Genomic DNA, 18,316 nt, shown 5'->3' with positions numbered 1-18,316 from the left:
GCCGGGGCGCTCAGCCCGGGTGCCCGCTGCCCCCGGGAGCAGGCTCCGGCAGCGGTGCCGCGGGACGCGGGAGCACCGTCGGTAACGGGGCCGCCGTGCCGTCGGCCCAGGTCGCCCCCGTACGCGCCCGGAAGCCCTCCACCGCGGACTCGACCGTGGGGAAGAAGTGCTGGGGCTCGATCTCGCGGGTCAGGCCGTACCGCTCGATCTTGGCCCGCACCGGGTCCTTCAGCTCCGCGAACACGAGCGACTGGCCGTTCTCGTCCAACCGGCGGTCCAGGTCGAACAGCACGTCGGCGGCCGTCGTGTCGACGTCGGTGATCGGCTCGGCGGCCACCACGATCCAGCGCGGCGCCGGCTCCTGGCGGGCGAGCGCCGTGACCGCGTCGCGGAACGTCTTGGCGTTCGCGAAGAACAGCGGCGCGTCGAAGCGCAGGATGACCAGGCCCGGCAGCAGTTCGGCGTCCGGGTAGGAGCGCACGTCGTGGTAGCCGGCGACGGCGCCGACCCGCCCCAGCGTCGTCTGGTAGGGCCGCCATGCCCGACGGAAGACGTTGAGGATCGACAGGCCGACGGCGATCGCGATGCCGGGCAGGACGCCGAGCAGCGCCACCCCGGCGAAGGCCGCCAGCGACAGGCCGAACTCCACCCTCCGCTGGTGCCAGAGGCGGACCACCCCGGGGAGGTCGGCCAGCGACAGCGCGGCCGTGATCACGACGGCTGCCAGCGCGGCGTCCGGCAGGTTCCGGAACAGCCCGGGCAGCAGCAGGATCATCAGCAGGATCAGGACGGCCCCGACGACGCCGGTGAGCTGGGAGCGCGCGCCGGCCCGCTCGGCCACCGCCGTCCGGGAGGCGCTGGTGCTGACCGCGAAACCCTGGAACAGCCCGGCGGCCAGGTTGGCCGCACCGATGCCGATCATCTCCTGGTTCCCCCGGACCTCCTGCCCGGTGCGCTCGGCGAACGCCGACGCGGTGGAGATGGTGTCGGCCAGTGCCACCAGGGCGATGGCGAGGGCGCCGCCGACCAGCGGGGGGACGTCGGACCACTCGACGCCCGGGAAGGTCAGCGGCGGGAAGCCCTGGGGCAGTTCGCCGACCAGGCCGACCCCCCGCTCCTCCAGGTCGAACACCGTGGTGGCAGCGATCGCCAGGACCACCATGACCAGCACCGCGGGGACCTTGGGGAGCCACCGCTGGAGCGCGCGGATCACGACGACGCCGCCGATCCCGACGGCTGCCGCGGCCGGGACCACCTCGCCGCCGGCCACGCCGGAGGCGAACCCGCCGATCTCGCCCAGCAGCCCGTCGGCGTCGACGGAGAAGCCGAGCAGCTTGGGCAGCTGGCCCACCAGGATGGTGAGGGCGAGCCCGTTCATGTAGCCGATCATGGTGGGCTTCGACAGCAGGTCGGCCACGAAGCCCAGGCCGGCGAAGCCGGCCGCGATCATGACGACGGCGACCATCAACGCGAGCATGGACGCGAGGGCGACGGCGCGGTCCGGGTCCCCGCCGGCCACCACCAGCGGCAGCACGGTGGCGGCGATCATCGGTCCCAGCGAGGAGTCCGGCCCGAGCACCAGGATCCGGGAGGGGCCGAACACCGCGTACGCGAGCAGGCAGGTGATGGACGTGTACAGCCCGGTGATCGCCGGCAGACCGGCGAGCTCCGCGTAGGCCATGCCCTGGGGTACGAGCAGGGCGGTCAGGACCACCCCCGCCACGAGGTCCTTCGGCAGCCACGAGCCGCGGTATCCGTGCAGCGCCCGGACACCGGGCGGCACCGGGCCGGTGCTCACACCACCGGGGAGGCCGCCCCGCGGGCGGCGGCGATCTCGCCCTGGCTGCGGAAGGCCGCCCGCAGGTTCTTCTCGACCAGGATGGGGACGAACGTCTGGACGCGGGCGGTGGCGAACCCGTCGAGCACGGCGGTGGCCAGCCGCCGGACCAGGAGCCGGTCGACCCCGAACTCGGCGTGCAGGCGCTCGACCAGGGACGCGAGGAACGGCGGGTCCCCCGGCCCGGCGGGACGGGCTGCGCCGTCGTCCCCGGCGAGGACCACCGTGGCGGGCAGGGACACCGCGGGCCTCCTCGCCGTCGACGACCGGATCGTGCAGCAGCGTGGCGGGGGTGACCGGCACCGGGCATCACCCGGGCGGGATGAGGGCGCCTACCCCGCACGGTCGAGCCGCCGGGCCAGCAGCCCGAAGAGCACACCGAGGGCGTTGGTCGCCCAGTGCGCGCCCGCGCTGGCGAGGACGCTGCCGCTGCGCCGTCGCAGCTCGCCGAAGACCAGGCCCCCGACCGTCGTGAGCGCGACGGTCCCGAGGACGAGGGCGGTGCTGCCGGCCGCACCGACGGTCTCGGACACGCCCCGGTTGGTCTCGCCGACGCCCACCGCCGGGATCACGTGCCAGAGACCGAAGAGCACCGACGTCGTCATCAGGACCTGCCACGTGCGCAGGTGCCGGGCCAGCACGCCCCACAGCACCGAGCGGAACGCGAGCTCCTCCAGGGCCACGGTGCCCAGCGGGATGGCGACGAACGCCTTGTGCAGCACGTCCGGCACCGGCAGGTCGTACCGGACGTCCTGGAACCCCGGCCGGGTGAGGGGCAGCAGCACCCCGATCACGTAGATGCCGGCGACCAGGCCGATGGCTCCCAGGGCCCAGCGGGACCCGGCCGCCAGGCGGTCGCGGCCCAGCCCGAGCTGCGACCACGTCAGCCCCTCCAGACGGGCCCAGGCGAGGAGAGCGGCCCCACCCAGCGCCCGCACCCACCAGGGCGGGTGCAGCGTGTGGTCGACGACGTTGACCCCGGCGAGCACCAGCACGACCGCCCCCGAGACCACGCGGAAGCGGGCCCGGCGGGCGGCCGAGGTCGTCATCCCCCCGTCCCCGCGTCAGCCGTCGCTGACCAGCGACCGCAGCCGCTCGGTGTCGGCGTCGGTCCACCCGGGCGGCTGGGCGACCTGGGCCCACCCGTCCACGTAGTCGGCCTGGTACTTGTGCCCGTGCCCGTCGGGCACGCCGGTCGAGAAGGCCATGTCGGCGGTGACCTGCCAGAAGGTCACGAGCGGCAGCCAGACCATGCCGGGCGACACGTCGGGGCCGCGGTCCCCCTCGAGCCAGTCGGGGCGGCCCAGGATGAGCTGCGGCGACCACCAGACGATCGGGTCGGACGCGTTCTGCAGGTAGACCAGCCGCGGCTCCCCCCAGGGGCCGGCCGGCCGGCCCAGGTCGGGGGCGGCGTCGGCGAACCGGACGGTGCGCCCCTCGTCCACGACCGGCAGCCACTCCGGCGTGCCCTCCTCGCGATCGGCCACGATGTCCCGCCACAGGGCGTTGAAGTTCGGCGGCCCGGCCCACAGCACGCCGTCGGTGCGGTTCTGGATGTCGGCCAGCCCGCTGAACGCCGCCTCGCCGCCGAACGTGCCCAGGCTCTCCCCGAACACGTAGAGCCGGGGTCGGTCGTCGGGTGGCAGCTGCGCCCACGTGCCGTACACCGCGTCGAACAGCGCGCGGCCGGCATCGCGCGCCTTGACCTGGTCCACCAGGAACGACAGCCAGCTGGGCAGGTAGGAGTACTGCATGGCGACCATCGCGGTGTCGCCGTTGAACTCGTACTCGAGCGAGTCGCTGGCCGCCGGGTCCACCCAACCGGTGCCCGTCGTCGTCACGACGACGAGCACCGAGCGCTCGAAGCCGCCCGCCCTCTCGAGCTCGCGGACGGCCAGGGCCGCCCGGTCCCCGACGTCCTCGGCGCTGGCCAGGCCGACGTAGGCGCGGACCGGTTGCTCCGCCGGCCCGCCGGAGAACTCCTCCAGGTCCTCCGGCGTCGGGCCCAGCCCGACGAAGTTGCGCCCCTGCAGGCCGAGGTCGTCCCAGGGCACCAGGGAGTCCGGGCTGCCCGACCGCTCGGGAGCGGTGGGCTCGACCGCCCCCTCCTCCGTGCCGTCGTCCTTGACGCTGAACGCCGAGTTCATCGCGTTCACCAGACCCTGGAAGAGCACCCCGTTGAGCAGGAAGACGACCAGCACCGTCACCGCGAGGACGCCGAGCGGCCGGGCGACCCGCCGCGGCAGGAACCGGCCGAGGAGGCGGACGAACCAGCGCCCGAGGAACCGCACGCCGCGGCCGATCCCCACGAACAGCGCGAACACCACCACCGCCAGGACGACGATGCCGATCGAGGACCAGCCCGCCGGGGCGTCGAGGCCCATGAGCTCGTGGATCCGCCGCTGCCAGATCGCGCCGAACACCAGCATGACGACGGCGAAGATCGGTCCTGCCACGGCGAGGACCTGCCAGGCGCGCCGGCGGAACCCCGCCGACATGCGGCTCTCGGTGACCTCCGCGACGAACCACGCCACGGCCACGCCGACGCCGTACCCGATGGCCGCGGTGAGGCCGGCGATCAGCCCCTGCAGGACCCACCCACGCGGCAGCAGGGACGGCATGAGGGACGCGCCTCCGAAGAGCAGCGCGCCCAGGGTGCCGCTCCAGGTGTAATGCGGCAGCCGGAGCCACCGCCCGCGGGGAGGGACGTCCCCGGCCCCCGCGGAGGCCTCCGGCCGCACTGTCGCGACGTCCTCCCGGGGAGGCCTCGTGGTCGGCTCAGCCGTCATGCCCGCCTCCGCTCCTCCGGCGGCTCCGACGCTAGGGGGACGACCGCTCCCCAGGACTCACACCGGGAGGATGAACTGCACCGACCCTTCCGGCGCCACCATCGGGGTCATGGAGCGGGTGAGGGATCACGCGTGGGCGGTCACGGCGTCGAGCGCACCGGGCGTGGGGCTGGTGATCGCGTCCGCCACGGCACCGGGCACCTTCGCGCCCTCGCTCTCCCCGCGTAGCGCGGTGGACCAAGGGCTGGTCACCGGCCTGGCGACCGGGCTGCACTACCTGCTGTCGGCCGGTGCCCAGGACGCGCTGGAGGCGGCGGCGCGCGCCCTCCTGGACGCCGCCGCCCCACCCGCCGCGGCGCGCCGGGCCGCGGTCGCCGTCGACCTCGCGGCGGTGCCGCTGGGGCTCGCGGTGCTGCGGGCACTGCCGACGTCGGAGGACCCGCTGCGCGGCCTGGTCCGCCAGGCGGCCTGGCGGCTCGGGGTCGCCGGGCTGAGCGGCTCGCTGCTCGCGGCGGCGCAGGCGGGGACCCGGACCCTGGACGCGCGGCTCGGGCTGGGAGGCCGCCTGGCCGCCGTCCCCCTGGCCGTCCCGGTCGGTCTCGGGCTGGCCTACGTCGTCGACCGGCTGCGCCGGCAGGAGGTCGCCGACGACCCCGGCACCCCCGAGGGAGCAGGACCGCCGCTGTCCTCGTTCGGCATCGCGGCGGGGGTGGTGGGCGGCCTCGCCGGGGCCGCGTACGGCGAGCACGCCGTGGCCGACCTGCTGGCCCGCCGGCTGACCGCCGTCCTGCCAGGGCCGCAGGCCCTGTGGCGGCTGGCCGGCCACGGCGCGTTCCTGGCGGCTCTGGGGGCGGGCGCCTCCGCCGTGTGGCACCGGGCGATGCTGCGGATCGAGTCGACCACCTCGGTGGAGGTGCCGGTGATCGAACCGGGCGAGGAGAAGCGCTGGCTCCTCCCGACGGTGAGCGGCGCTCCCGGAAGCCGGGTGCCCTGGGCGGGATTGGGGCGCGACGGCCGGCTGCACGTCCTCGCGACCGTGCGGCCCCGGCCCGCCGAGGGGCTCCCGGACACCGTGCCGGACCTCTCGGTCGAGACGGTCATGGGCACGCCCGCCCGGGCGACGCCGGCCGCCGTCTACGTGGGGCTGGACAACGGGGCGACGCCCCGGGAGCGGGTCGACCTGGCCCTCGCCGAGCTCGAGCGCACCGGCGCCCTGGACAGGTCGCTGCTCGTCCTCGCCTCCCCGACCGGCACCGGCTACCTCAACTACGTGGCGACGGCCGCGCTGCAGTACCTCGCGCTGGGCGACGTCGCCACGGTCACCCTGCAGTACTCGCGCCGGCCCTCCCCGCTGTCCCTCGCCATGATCCGCACGGCCAGGGAGCAGAACCGGTTGCTCTGGCTGCGCGTCCTCCAGCGGATCCGCGACCGCCCCGGCCCGCGGCCGCGGGTGGTCCTGTTCGGGGAGAGCCTGGGCGCGCACACGAGCCAGGACGTCTTCCTGCACTGGGGCACGCTCGGCCTGGACGCGATGGGCATCGACCGCGCGCTCTGGATCGGGACGCCGTACGGCAGCGGCTGGATGCGCCAGGTCACCCGGGGCGACCGGCTCGACGTGGAGCCCGACGCCGTGGCCGTCGTCAACGACCTCCAGCAGCTGGACGCGGTGACGGAGCAGCGCGGCACCCGCCCGCGGTTCGTCCTGCTCAGCCACGACAACGACGGCGTGACGAGGTTCGGGCCCGACCTCCTCTGGCACTCGCCGGACTGGCTCGGCCCCGGCCGTTCGCTCCCCCAGCAGGTCGACGGCGGCAGCCCCCGCGGGATACCTCCGGCCATGCGCTGGCGGCCGCTGACCACGTTCTTCCAGAGCCTGGTCGACATGAAGAACGCGCAGACCGCCGGGGAGTACCGGGCGTTCCAGCACGACTACCGCGCGGACCTCCCCCGTTTCCTCAGCCGGGTCTACGACCTGCCCGCCTCGCCGCAGCAGCTGCACCGGATCGAGGAGACGCTGCAGCTGCGGGAGACCGTCCGCGAGCGGCTGTTCGCCGTCGTCCCCGGCGCGGTCGGCTGACCGCTCCGAACATCCTCCGCGCGGGACGGTGCACGGCGCCCGGGAGCGGTCGATGGTTCGCGCATGCGCGCGAGCCTCGAACAGCACCTCGGGTCACGGCAGGTCGGCAGGGTCGTCTACGGCTCGATCATCGGCCTGGCGCTGGTGGTGGCGATCGAGAGCCACCCGCCGGCACCCGGGGTGATGGCCGTGTGGCTGGCGGGGACCGCCCTGGCGGTCGGCCTCGCCGAGATCTACAGCGAGGTGGTCGGGCTCGAGACGAGCACCCGACGCCCGGTCGCCCGCCACCAGCTGCGCCACATGCTCGAGGACGCCGGCGCGGTGGCCTTCGGGGTCGCCTTCCCGGCGCTGTTCTTCGTGCTCTCCGCGCTCGGCCTGATGGAGGTGGAGCGGGCCTTCTCCATCGCGAAGTGGAGCGGCCTCGGGCTGATCGGCTTCTACGGGTTCTGGGCGGCCCGCTTCGCCGGCGCCGCCCCCCACCGCGCGCTCCTCAAGGGAGTGCTCGTGGCGCTGATCGGTGCGGGGCTGATCGTGCTGAAGTCGCTGGTTCACTGATCCCCGCGAGCTGTGCCCAGCGAGAGGCGGCGCTCAGTGGAAGTTCGGCACGTACGTGCTGTGCTGGCTGCGCTCGACCCGCCACAGGTCCCGCTCCTCCACCAGCTGGTCCGGGACGCCCGTGTCCCGCTCGTGCGACACCAGGTAGGCCAACGCGCCCACGAGCGGCAGCGCCAGCACGAACAGCGTCCAGCCCACCCGTGCGCCGGTGCCGACGTCGTCGCGGCCGAAGAGGTCCCGCAGCGCGCGGACGACCAGCCACACGACCAGGGCGAGGTAGAAGAACAGCAGCATCGTCCAGAACAGGTCCAGGAGCGGCAGCCCCTCGTCCGACTCCGCAGCGAGCACGGCGCACCTCCGTCGACGGCGTCCCTGGCCCAGCCTGCTCGCGGCGCGCGCTGGTCACGTCATCCCGCCGGGGTGACCCCGCCCTTCAGAGCAGGACCACGACGCGACCAGCGCCAGCCCCACGACCAGGAGCGTGGACGCCGCCGAGACCACCAGCAGCCGCCCGGTGCCGCGGCACAGCGCCCGCACCTGCACCGAGGCGCCCATGCCGAAGAGGGCGGCGGCGAGCGCGGCGGCCTGCACCTGGGAGACCGCCCCGAGGGCCGCCGCCGGCACCACGCCGGTGCTCCGGAGGGCGACGCAGGCGAGGAAGCCGAGCACGAACAGGGGCACGACCGGCGGCCGGCGTCCGGTGGTCTCCCCGCCGGCCATCTGCTTCCGGACGCTCACAGATCGCTCACCGACGCCTCCGAGCTGCTCGGGTTCGCCTCTCCCGGCGCCCTCTCGCGCTGGTTCCGGCAGCGCTTCGGCGTCAGCCCGACGCAGTGGCGGACCTCCTCGCGGTCGGCGCCCCTCTAGGCGTCGATGCCGGCCCCGAGGTTGGCCAGCGCCTGGACGAAGCCGCGGCGTCCCCGGCGCAGCAGCGCCCGCTGCCGGTCGCTGCCCGGCCCCCGGCAGAGCTGCGCGGCCAGCAGCGTCTCGACCAGGGAGCGGTCCCCCGCGGCCTCCAGCGCCGGACCGAGGACGTCCAGCCAGGCGGGAAGGAGGGCGCGCGCCGGCGCCCAGCCCCCGTGCGCCGGGTCCAGCACCACGGCGCCGAGCCCCCGGCGGGCGGCGGCATACCCGGCGGCGAGCAGCACCCGCTCGGGGACGTCCGGCAGCGGCCGCCCCGCCAGCTCGTCGGCCAGCGCGGTCATGACAGCCGCCCGGCACAGCCCGGCCAGCAGCACCGCCTCCCCCACGGTCAGCCCGACGTCGGCGATGCGGACCTCGACCGTCGGGTACCGCGGCGAGAGCCGCGCCCAGTAGTAGACGCCGCGCTCGTCGAGGGCCGCCCGGCACGACATCAGCCGGTCCACGCCGGCGTCGTACTCGGCCGCGCCGGCGCATCGCGGCGGCGGCAGGAACGAGGGCCACCGTCGCTGCACCAGGAAGCGGGTGCTGCTCCAGCCGGTGTCCCGTCCCCGCCGGACCGGGCTGTTGCCGGTCAGCGCCAGCAGGAGCGGCAGCCACGGCCGCAGCCGGCCGAGGACCGCCACCCCCACGTCGCGGGAGGGGACGGCGACGTGCACCTGGCCCGCGCAGGTGATCTCCTCCCCCGTCACCCCGGGGACCGTCGTGAGCAGCCGGCGGTAGCGGTCGTCGTCGGTGAGGTCGGCCGCCCCCGGCTCGTCCACGGGGGGTGCTCCGACGGGGACGAGGCGGGCCCCGCGGTCGGCCGCCGCCTGCGCGAGCGCCCGCCGGGCCACCGACAGGTCGACGCCGACCGAGGAGAGATCACGGCAGATCCCCGTCGAGCTCTCCACCTGGCACCGCGAGAACTCCGCCGCGGCCCGGATCTCCGGCGCCACCGCGGCGATGACGTCGGGGGCCACGGTGGCGGTGCCGCCGTCGGGCCAGAGGAGCAGGAACTCCTCCTCCACCCCGATGGTCGGGACGGCGTCACCGGCCACGGGCACCAGCAGGTCGGCGGCGGGCCGCGGCCGGCAGATGGCGGCGGCGGGCCCGGCCACCGCGACCGGGCCCGCCGGCGGCAGCGGGCTCGTCACCCGACCGGCTCGAGGACGGCCGGGCCGAAGGGGCGCAGCTCCTCCCGGCCGTCCCGCACGACGACGCAGGTGCCCTCGGGCACCTCCCGCCAGGCGCCGCGCAGCCCGCCCAGCGGTTCGGAGACGACCACCCGGGCGTCGTCGGCCAACCGGTGCAGCACGGGGTTGTCGGGGTACTGCGCCCGGAGCGTCGAGATGTCCGTGCTGTGGAACAGCGACCGGGAGCGCCCCTCGCTGGAGTACCGGAACGCCCAGAGCGTCTCGCCGTCCGTCGTCCCCACCGTCATCTGCAGCGGGAACTGCACGCCGTGCCGCCGTCCGACGTCCTCGATCAGGCCCACGGCCCGGGCGACGGCGGCGGGCGGGTCGTCCACCAGCCCGTACGTGAGCGCCAGGTAGAAGAAGAGCTCCGAGTCGGTGGACCCCGCGATGTCCGGGAAGAGGTCCGGGTCGACCGCCAGGAGCAGCTCCCGCTCGCACTCCCGGAACCCGGCGATCGCGCCGTTGTGCACCCAGAGCCACCCGCCGTGCCGGAACGGGTGGCAGTTGGTCTGCTGGACCGGCGTGCCCGTGGAGGCGCGCACGTGCGCGAGGACGAGCCGCGAGCGCACGTGCGCGGAGACCTCCCGGAGGTTGCGGTCGTTCCAGGCCGGCTCGATGCTCCGGTACCGGCCCGGGAACTCGTTGTCGTCGTACCAGCCGATCCCGAACCCGTCGCCGTTCGTAGGCTCCACGCCCAGCCGCGAGTGCAGGCTCTGCACGACGAGGGAGTTCTCGGGTGTGTAGAGCAGGTCCTCGATCGACAGCGGCGAACCGGTGTAGGCCATCCAGCGGCACATGCGGGCCCCCTCAGGCCGGGACGGCGGCGCGGACGGGGGCCACGGCCGCCGCGACGGGCACCGGCGCCGGCGGGCTGAGCCGCCGCCGGCGGATCCACTTGTCGAGCTCGACGGCCAGCGGCATGACCAGGCCGAGACCGATGCAGGCCAGCCACTGCAGACCGGTCAGGGACTGGGTGAGCAGGCCGTTCTGCAGGAACTCCAGCTCGGTGGACAGGATCAGCAGGCCGGCCGGGATGGCCGACCACTTGACCGCGGTCAGCATCGGCGGGATCAGCCCCGACGTGGGGTCCCGCCGCATGACGACGCCGCTGAAGATGGTCCCCAGGCCGATGACGACGTAGCACATGGTCATCGACGCGCTCGCCGCGTCGGTCCGCGGGTCGTCCGGGCCGAGGACGAGCGGGATCAGCGCGGACGCGAACAGGATGGTGCCGTACAGGACCCAGCGGGTGACCGCGGCGGCGTTGGTGATCGGCACCTTCGGGTCGCGGGGCGGCCGGTTCATGATCTCCGGGTCGGCCGGGTCCAGCATGATCACGACGACCGGGAAGATCGCGACGAAGAAGTTCAGGAACAGCACCATCAGCGGCGTCATCGCCACACCGGAGTTGATGTTGAAGATCGTCGCGGTGACGAACAGCAGGACCAGCGAGAGCAGCTGGCTCATCTGGTAGCGGATGTAGGAGACGACCTTGCCGTAGATGCTGCGGCCGAGCTCGACGGCATGCACCAGGGTGCCGAAGTTGTCGTCGGTGAGGATCATCCGCGCGGCCTGCTTGGACACCTCGCTGCCGCTGCCCATCGCGACGCCGATGTCGGCCTGCTTGAGCGCCGCGGCGTCGTTGACCGCGTCGCCGGTCATCGCGACGATCATGCCCTCGCCCTGCATGGTGCGGGCCAGGCGCAGCTTGTCCTCCGGCGTGACCCGCCCGAACACGTGCAGGTGCGGCAGCCGGCGGCGCAGTTCCTCGTCGGAGAGCGCCTGGAGCTCCGCCCCGCTGATGGACCCCTCGCCGAGCCCCAGGGACTCGCCGATGGCATGCGCGGTGACGGCGTGGTCGCCGGTGATCATGCGGACGTCGATACCGGCCCGCAGGGCCGTCTCGACCGCGGCCTTCGCCGAGGGCCGCAGCGGGTCGATGATGCCGACCATCCCCACGAAGCCGAGGTCCGTGGTCAGCGCCATCGGGTCGGCGTGCATCGTCGGGATCTCCTCGTCGCGCACCACGCGCGCGGCGAAGGCGAGCACCCGCAGACCCTGCTCCCCCATGTGCCGGTTGGCCGCCTCGATGCGGTCCCGCTCCTGCTCGATCGGCACCTGCGGCGACCGGAACGGGCCCCCGGCCACGCTGCACCGGGCCAGGACCACGTCGGGGGCGCCCTTCACCAGCTCGACGACGTAGTAGGCCCCGTCGATCTCCACCTTGTGGTACGTGGCCATGAACTTGTAGTCGGAGTCGAACGGCACCTCGGCCAGGCGCGGGTAGGCCCGCCGGGTCTGGTCCGCGTCCACCCCGAGCTTGGCGGCCAGCACCACGAGAGCGGCCTCGGTCGGGTCGCCCACGACCGTCCCGTCGTCGCCGACGGTGGCGTCGCTGTCGAGCACCAGCGCGTAGGCGAGCCGGGTGAAGTCCGGCACCCGCGACCCGGCCACCGACCGGATCGACCCGGTCTTCCGGTAGCCCTCGCCATCGACGGTGAACCACGCGCCCTCGGTGTAGAGGGTGGAGACCATCATCTGGTTCAGCGTCAGCGTGCCGGTCTTGTCGGTGTTGATGACGCTGGTGGCCCCGAGGGTCTCGACGTCGGTCAGGTTCTTCACGACGGCCTTGGCCTCGGCCAGCTGGCGGGCCCCGAACGAGAGCATCCCCTGCACGAAGGTCGGCAGGCCCGTGGGGATCGCCGAGATCGCCATCGCCGTGCCCAGGAGCAGCACGTCCTCGATCGGCATGTCGCGGGCGAGGCCCACCACGATGATGAGCGCCACCGCGGACCAGGCGACGATCCCGAGCACCTTCGTCAGCCCGTCGAGCTCCTTCTGCAGCGGTGACCGGGTGCGGTCGACCGAGCTGAGCATCGTGGCGATCCGGCCCATCTCGGTCTGCATGCCGGTGGCCGTGACGACCATGGTCGCCGTGCCGCGGGTGACCGACGTGTTCTGGAACAGCATGTTGACGCGGTCGCCGAGCCCCACCTCCGGACCGGTCAGGGTGTCCGCGCCCTTGCTGATCGGCGCGCTCTCCCCCGTCAGCGCCGCCTCCTGCGTCTCCAGCGTCGCCGACGCGGCGATCCGCCCGTCGGCCGGCACGATGTCGCCGGCCTCGAGCCGGACGACGTCCCCCGGCACGACCTCCTCGGCCGGGACCATCTCCAGCGCCCCCTCGCGCAGCACGCGCGTCTGGGGCACCTGCAGCTTGGCCAGCGCGTCCACGCTGGCTCGCGCCTTGAGCTCCTGCCGGGCACCGAGCAGGACGTTGAGCAGCACCAGTGCCGCCACGAGGACGGCGGTGGACACCTGGCCGATCAGCAGGCTGGCCACCGCCACCGCGATCAGCATGATGTTCATCGGGTCGCGCAGCTGGGCCAGCGCCACCGCCCACGTGGACGGCGGCTTCTCGCTGGTGAGCTTGTTCGGGCCGTGCTCCTGCAGCCGGCGGGCCGCCTCGCGGTGGGAGAGTCCGCGCGCCAGGTCCGCACCGGTCTCCAGCACGACCTGGTCGACCGAGCGCAGGTAGGGCGCGGTCCCCTCGTCGGGTACCGTCCGCGGCTCCGGCACGGGCAGCCGGGCGGTCGCGCCCGCCGGCGCGGTGGTGTCGCTGCGCGGGTCCGTCGAGGCGCTCATCGGGTCTCCATCCCCTCGGTCTGCACCGAGATCCGGGTCCCGCCGTCACCGGCGAGGATGCTGGACAGCTGCTCGAGCGAGCCGATGACGGCCGTCCGGCCGGAGGCGCGCGCGAAGTCCGCCGCCGCCTCGACCTTCGGGCCCATCGAGCCGGCCGGGAAGAGACCGGGGTCGAGCGCATCCGGGTGCGCCGCGACGACCCGCCGCTGCTGCGGGGTGCCCCAGTCCAGGTAGACGCCGTCGACGTCGGTGGCGATCACCAGCAGGTCGGCACCCAGGTCGGTGGCCAGGACGGCGCTGGCGCGGTCCTTGTCGATGACCGCCTCGACGCCGACCAGCGTGGTCGTACCCGGCGAGTACATCGTGGGGATGCCGCCGCCGCCGGCGCACACGACCACGTACCCGCGGTCGAGCAGCGCCTCGACGGCCTCGACCTCCACGATCCGGCGCGGGATCGGCGAGGGCACCACGCGGCGCTGCTTGTCGCCGTCGGCCCGGAACGCCCAGCCGCGCTGCTCGGCGAGCTTCTCCGCCTGCTCGGCCGTGTAGACGGGCCCGACGAACTTCGTCGGGTTCGAGAACGCGGGATCCGCCGCGTCGACCAGCGTCATCGTGAGCAGGGTGGCCAGGCGCTTGTCCTGCGGCACCAGGTTCCCGAGCTCCTGCTCGATGAGGTAGCCGATCATGCCCTCGGTCTGCGCCCCGAGGACGTCGAACGGGTAGATCGACACGTCGTCGTAGGCCGCGGCCTGGAGGGCCAGCAGGCCGACCTGCGGCCCGTTGCCGTGCGAGATGACCAGCTCGTGCCGCTCGGCGACCGGCGCCAGCGGGATGCAGGCCAGCGCCACGTTGTGCCGCTGGCCCTCGACGGTCATCGGTTCGCCCCGGCGCTGCAGGGCGTTGCCGCCGAGGGCGACGACGATCCTCACGTCAGTCCCCGATCGTGGCGACCATGACCGCCTTGATCGTGTGCAGCCGGTTCTCCGCCTGGTCGAAGGCGATGTTCGCCGGCGACCGGAACACCTCGTCGGTGACCTCGAGACCGTCGGTGATCCCGGTGAGGTCGGCGACCTTGCGTCCGACGGCGGTCTTCGTGTCGTGGAAGGCCGGCAGGCAGTGCATGAACCGGGCCCGCGGGTTGCCGGTCCTCTCCAGCGCCGCGCGGTTGACCTGGTAGGGCAGCAGCTCGTCGACCCGCGTCTTCCAGACGTCGTCCGGCTCGCCCATCGACACCCACACGTCGGTGTGCACGAAGTCGGCGCCGGGCAGCGCCTCGTCCGGGTCCGCGGTGAGCGTGATGCGGCCACCGGACTCGTCGGCGCGCTCCTGGGCGAGGTCGCGGACGTCCTTGTCCGGCCACAGCGCCTCGGGGGCGCAGATGCGCACGTCGGCGCCCATGATCGCGCCGGTGACCAGCAGCGAGCGGCCCATGTTGAACCGGCCGTCCCCCATGTAGCAGTAGGCCAGCTCGTGCGGCCGCTTGCCCGAGTGCTCGGTCATCGTCAGGAAGTCGGCGAGCATCTGGGTCGGGTGCCACTCGTCGGTGAGGCCGTTGTAGACCGGCACCGCGGAGTTGGCGGCCAGCTCCTCGACGGTGGCCTGCGCCTTGCCGCGGAACTCGATGGCGTCGAACATCCGCGCCAGCACCTGTGCGGTGTCGGCCGCGGACTCCTTGTGCCCGATCTGCGACGACGCGGGGTCCAGGTAGGTGACGTGCCCGCCCTGGTCGTAGGCCGCCACCTCGAAGGCGCAGCGGGTGCGGGTCGACGTCTTCTCGAAGATCAGCGCGACGTCCCGCCCGCGCATGCGCTGCCGCTCGGTGCCGGTCGCCTTGGCGCGCTTGAGGTCGTGGGAGAGGTCGAGCAGGAACTGCAGCTCGGCGGTCGTGAAGTCGACCTCCTTGAGGAAGTCGCGACCGTTCAGGTTGAGGGCCATGGCTGAGCTCCCGGTGTCAGGCGACGGCGTCGCGCTCGATGGGGCAGGACATGCAGCGCGGGCCGCCGCGACCGCGGCCGAGCTCCTCGCCGGCGATCGTCACGATCTCGATGCCGTTGCGGCGCAGGAACGTGTTCGTCGTGGTGTTGCGCTCGTAGCCGAAGATCACGCCCGGGGCCACGGCCAGGAAGTTGTTGCCGTCGTCCCACTGCTCGCGCTGGGCGCCCAGCACGTCGATGGGCGTGCGCATCACGCGGATCTCGTCCACGCCGATCGCATCGGCCACGACGGGCCAGAGCTCGGCGTTCTCGGTGACCTGGTAGTCGCCGCCGCTGCCGATCGGCGTCAGAGTGAAGGACCGGAGGGTCTCGGGCAGGTGCGGGTACACGCTGAACGCGTCGCGGTCGATCATCGTCATCGCGGTGTCGAGGTGCATGAACGCACGGGTCTTCGGGAGCTCGACGGCGATCACCTTCGTGACCGCGCCGTGCTCGAAGTAGCGGCGGGCGAGGAACTCGATGCCCTGGGGGCTGGTCCGCTCCCCCATGCCGATCATGACGGCGCCGTTGCCGATGACGAGGATGTCCCCGCCCTCGCAGTTGGCCGGGTCGTGGTTCTCGTTGTCGTTGCCGTAGTAGAAGTGCGGCGGGTCGGCGGCGAACATGGGGTGGTAGTTCCAGACCACCCGCGAGTTGATCGTCTCCCGCTTGCGCGCCGCCTTGCTCATCGGGTTGACCGAGAGGCCGTCGTAGACCCAGGCGGAGTTGTCGCGCTGGAAGAGGTGGTTGGGCAGCGGCGGCAGCAGGAAGTCGTCGTCGTCGAGGTACTCCAGCAGGAGACTGGAGGTCTTCGGCAGGTCGAGATCGGACTTGAGGACGCCGCCCACCAGAGCCTCGGCCAGCAGGTCCGCGGGACGGTTGGCGACCAGCTCGTCCAGCGGGGCGTCCAGCGCCGGGCCGAACCGGGTCGCGGTGGTGAGTTCCTCCTGGAGGAACTCCCGAGCGCCGGGCTGGTCGATCGCCTGGGCGAGCAGGTCGTGGAAGAGGTGGACCTTCACGCCCTTCTGGCGCAGCTTCTCGGCGAAGGCATCGTGCTCCTCGCGCGCCCGCTGCGCCCACATCACGTCGTCGAACAGCAGCTCGTCGACGTTCTGCGGCGACAGCCGGGTCAGCTCCAGACCGGGCCGATGGAGGATCACCTGGTGGAGTCGACCGACCTCCGAGTCGACGTGGAACGGCATGGCTGGGCTCCTCTGGGCGCGCGGGTCAGGGCCGCCAGGCCGGGACGGCCGGTGGCTGGGACATCGAGGTGCGGTGCTTGAGGTAGATCGGGATGCCGGCGAGGAAGGCGCCGCCGGCGAAGATGAACGGCAGGTACTCCCCGATGAAGCTGTCCTCGCCGGTGTTGCGCGAGTACCAGATGAAGAGCACCGAGAAGACCAGACCCACGACGGCGACCCCGACGTCGCGCACGAAGCGAGGGGTCTGCAGCTCGCGGTGGTCGACCAGCCGCCACTTGACCTGGGCGAGGGCGGAGAACGCGTACGGGATCGCCGCGGTGATCCCCGACATGTAGACCAGGGTGTTGAACACGGTGATGCCGACCGAGCCCGCGTACGACATGACCATGAAGACCGACGCCAGCACGGTCGAGGAGACGATGCCGAACCACGGCACGCCGTTCTTGTTGAGCTTCCGGAACGCCTGCGGGAAGAGGCCGTCCTTCGCCGCCGCCAGCGGCATCTCGGCGCAGATCATCGTCCAGCCGTTGAGCGCGCCGAAGCCGGAGATGACGACCAGCGCCGACATCACGTAACCGGCCCAGGTGCCGCCGGCGATCTCGTTGACGGCGGTGGCGAACGGGGCGGTGGACTCCGACAGCGCCGAGGCCGAGACGATGCCGAAGACGGCGGTCAGCGACAGCAGGTAGACGACGGCGGTCCCGAGGGTGCCGAAGACCGTGGCCCGGGGGACGTTCCGGTCCGGGTCGCGCACCTTGGCGGCGGCGACCGCCGCCGTCTCGACGCCGAGGTAGCTGAACAGGCACAGCGCCATGGCCCCGCCGATGGCGCCGATGGCACTGTCGCCGCTGGTGTTCCAGACGTCGAAGTTCGCGCTGCTCATGTAGAACAGGCCGACCGTGGACATGAAGACCAGCGGGATGAACTTCAGCACCGAGGTCCACGTCTGGACCGCGCCCATCGCCTTGACCCCGCCGAGGTTGATCGCGGCCGGGATCCAGAGCCCGATCAGGGCGAGGACGACGGAGAACACCTTGTTCTGGTCGGTGTTGACGAACTCCTCGACGTAGAGCACCCAGCCCACGACGATCGCCGCGTTCCCCGACCATGCGGTGATCCAGTACAGCCAGGCGTTGGAGAAGCCGGCCAGGTTGCCGAACGCCGCCCGCGCGTAGGCGTACGGCCCGCCGTCCGCGGGCAGCCGCCGGGACAGCGAGGCGAACATGACGGCGAGGGCCAGCGCGCCGACGGTGGTCAGCGCCATGGCGATCAGGCTGATGGGCCCGTAGGAGGCCAGGGACGCCGGCAGGTTGAAGATGCCGACCCCGATGATGCTGCCGACGATCAGCGCGGTCGCCGCGCCCAGTCCGAGCGTGCCGCGCGGCTCCTGCTCCTGGACGGGGGCGGAGCCGGCCGGCGGTGCGGATGCGGTGCTCATGGGACCCCCTCCGGGCGCGGTCTCGGCCAGGTCATTGCAGCGACGGGTCGTCCGCGGGACCTCCTCCCGAGCGGATGAATGGCCCCGCGCGGTCGTCCGTGACGCCCTGCCCGGGACGCACCGGGGCCCGGCTGCTGTCGCAGCCGGGCCCCGGGCGGGCGGGGGAGCGGGCTCAGCCGGCTGCCGCCGTCGCCGGCGCCTCCTCCTCCGAGAACACCTCGCGCAGCTTGTCCTCCTGCTCGTGGCTGAGGTTGGTCTCGACGAGCACCATCTGCTGGCCCTCGAAGGCGTCCTTCACCTTGTCGACGACCGCCCCGGAGGACAGCAGGAACAGGGCGGAGGTGCCGGGCTGGATCTCGTCCCGCATGCGCCGGATGAAGGAGTCGTCGATCCCGACGTCGCTGAGGCTGCCGGTGAGAGCGCCCATGCCGGCACCGATGGCCATGCCGAGCAGCGGTACGAAGAAGATCAGCCCGAAGAGCATCCCCCAGAAGGCGCCGCCGAGGGCCCCGGCTCCGGCCAGGCTGCGGAGCTGCTGGGTCTTCGGCTTCTTCGTCCCCTCCCGCCAGCTGACGATCGCGGCGTCGTGGACCTGGATGAGCTCCCGGCGCTGCAGGCTCTTCAGCGTCTCCTCGGCGATCGCCGCACCGTTGGCGGTGGGGAACTTCCAGACGGTCATCGTGGCCATGGACTTCTCCTCGGGT

General features: G+C 73.2%; 17 protein-coding genes. 3 read left to right on the top strand and 14 right to left on the bottom strand.

What is annotated here, in order from left to right:
- Positions 1–10 precede the first annotated feature (10 nt).
- From DCS98_RS05780 to DCS98_RS05765, 4 genes are all read right to left on the bottom strand, one after another.
- Positions 11–1,798: a SulP family inorganic anion transporter gene (locus DCS98_RS05780; protein WP_116450404.1), complete on the bottom strand. Its 1,788-nt coding sequence runs from the start codon at positions 1,796–1,798 to the stop codon at positions 11–13.
- Positions 1,795–2,079: a three-helix bundle dimerization domain-containing protein gene (locus tag DCS98_RS05775; protein WP_116450403.1), complete on the bottom strand. Its 285-nt coding sequence runs from the start codon at positions 2,077–2,079 to the stop codon at positions 1,795–1,797. The genes DCS98_RS05780 and DCS98_RS05775 overlap by 4 nt, the downstream gene beginning before the upstream one ends.
- A gap of 90 nt (positions 2,080–2,169) precedes the next feature.
- Entirely contained in the window at positions 2,170–2,886 is a 717-nt protein-coding gene (locus DCS98_RS05770; RefSeq protein WP_116450402.1) for a CPBP family intramembrane glutamic endopeptidase, read from the bottom strand.
- Positions 2,887–2,901: 15 nt separating this feature from the next.
- Entirely contained in the window at positions 2,902–4,626 is a 1,725-nt protein-coding gene (locus tag DCS98_RS05765) for an alpha/beta hydrolase (RefSeq protein ID WP_206340116.1), read from the bottom strand.
- 109 nt (positions 4,627–4,735) lie between these two features.
- Between DCS98_RS05765 and DCS98_RS05760 the strand changes: the two genes are divergently transcribed.
- Complete coding sequence (locus tag DCS98_RS05760) at positions 4,736–6,703, top strand: alpha/beta-hydrolase family protein (RefSeq protein WP_164704407.1); 1,968 nt, start codon at positions 4,736–4,738, stop codon at positions 6,701–6,703.
- 63 nt (positions 6,704–6,766) lie between these two features.
- Entirely contained in the window at positions 6,767–7,258 is a 492-nt protein-coding gene (locus DCS98_RS05755) for a hypothetical protein (protein ID WP_116450400.1), read from the top strand.
- 33 nt (positions 7,259–7,291) lie between these two features.
- Here DCS98_RS05755 and DCS98_RS05750 read toward each other — a convergent pair whose 3' ends face one another.
- Together DCS98_RS05750 and DCS98_RS23560 are read right to left on the bottom strand one after the other, a co-directional pair.
- Positions 7,292–7,606: a PLDc N-terminal domain-containing protein gene (locus tag DCS98_RS05750; RefSeq protein WP_116450399.1), complete on the bottom strand. Its 315-nt coding sequence runs from the start codon at positions 7,604–7,606 to the stop codon at positions 7,292–7,294.
- Between the two features lie 54 nt (positions 7,607–7,660).
- On the bottom strand, positions 7,661–7,996 hold the full coding sequence (locus tag DCS98_RS23560) for a putative sulfate exporter family transporter (protein WP_241037228.1): 336 nt from the start codon (positions 7,994–7,996) through the stop codon (positions 7,661–7,663).
- On the opposite strand from DCS98_RS23560, the gene DCS98_RS24055 reads away from it, so the two are divergent.
- Entirely contained in the window at positions 7,979–8,125 is a 147-nt protein-coding gene (locus DCS98_RS24055) for a helix-turn-helix domain-containing protein (protein WP_420837347.1), read from the top strand. The two genes, DCS98_RS23560 and DCS98_RS24055, sit on opposite strands and share 18 nt — an antisense overlap.
- Here DCS98_RS24055 and DCS98_RS05740 read toward each other — a convergent pair.
- The 8 genes from DCS98_RS05740 to DCS98_RS05705 all read right to left on the bottom strand — a co-directional run bounded on the left by DCS98_RS05740 (position 8,122) and on the right by DCS98_RS05705 (position 18,300).
- The gene (locus tag DCS98_RS05740; RefSeq protein ID WP_164704405.1) at positions 8,122–9,315 is read right to left on the bottom strand and encodes a carboxylate-amine ligase; all 1,194 of its coding nucleotides are present in this window, start codon (positions 9,313–9,315) and stop codon (positions 8,122–8,124) included. The genes DCS98_RS24055 and DCS98_RS05740 overlap by 4 nt on opposite strands.
- A complete protein-coding gene (locus tag DCS98_RS05735; protein ID WP_241037226.1) occupies positions 9,312–10,154 on the bottom strand; it encodes a class II glutamine amidotransferase in 843 nt (280 codons plus the stop codon). Before DCS98_RS05735 ends, DCS98_RS05740 begins: the two co-directional genes overlap by 4 nt.
- 10 nt (positions 10,155–10,164) lie before the next feature.
- A complete protein-coding gene (locus DCS98_RS05730) occupies positions 10,165–12,999 on the bottom strand; it encodes a cation-translocating P-type ATPase (protein WP_116450397.1) in 2,835 nt (944 codons plus the stop codon).
- On the bottom strand, positions 12,996–13,928 hold the full coding sequence (gene arcC, locus DCS98_RS05725; RefSeq protein ID WP_116450396.1) for a carbamate kinase: 933 nt from the start codon (positions 13,926–13,928) through the stop codon (positions 12,996–12,998). The genes DCS98_RS05730 and arcC overlap by 4 nt, the downstream gene beginning before the upstream one ends.
- Position 13,929: 1 nt before the next feature.
- Positions 13,930–14,934, bottom strand: a complete 1,005-nt coding sequence (gene argF, locus DCS98_RS05720) for an ornithine carbamoyltransferase (protein ID WP_116450395.1) — start codon at positions 14,932–14,934, stop codon at positions 13,930–13,932.
- Between the two features lie 16 nt (positions 14,935–14,950).
- A complete protein-coding gene (locus tag DCS98_RS05715) occupies positions 14,951–16,174 on the bottom strand; it encodes an arginine deiminase (protein ID WP_116450394.1) in 1,224 nt (407 codons plus the stop codon).
- A 25-nt stretch (positions 16,175–16,199) separates the two neighbouring features.
- On the bottom strand, positions 16,200–17,612 hold the full coding sequence (locus tag DCS98_RS05710) for an amino acid permease (protein ID WP_116450393.1): 1,413 nt from the start codon (positions 17,610–17,612) through the stop codon (positions 16,200–16,202).
- Positions 17,613–17,784: 172 nt separating this feature from the next.
- Positions 17,785–18,300 (bottom strand): DUF1269 domain-containing protein, encoded by a 516-nt coding sequence (locus tag DCS98_RS05705; protein ID WP_116450392.1) that lies wholly within the window; start codon positions 18,298–18,300, stop codon positions 17,785–17,787.
- Positions 18,301–18,316 lie beyond the last annotated feature (16 nt).

The sequence above is a fragment of the Blastococcus litoris genome, from assembly GCF_003075095.1.
Taxonomy (GTDB): Bacteria; Actinomycetota; Actinomycetes; order Mycobacteriales; family Geodermatophilaceae; genus Blastococcus_B; species Blastococcus_B litoris.
Note: the sequence above shows the minus strand (reverse complement) of the source record. Positions and strands in the feature narration are given on the sequence as shown.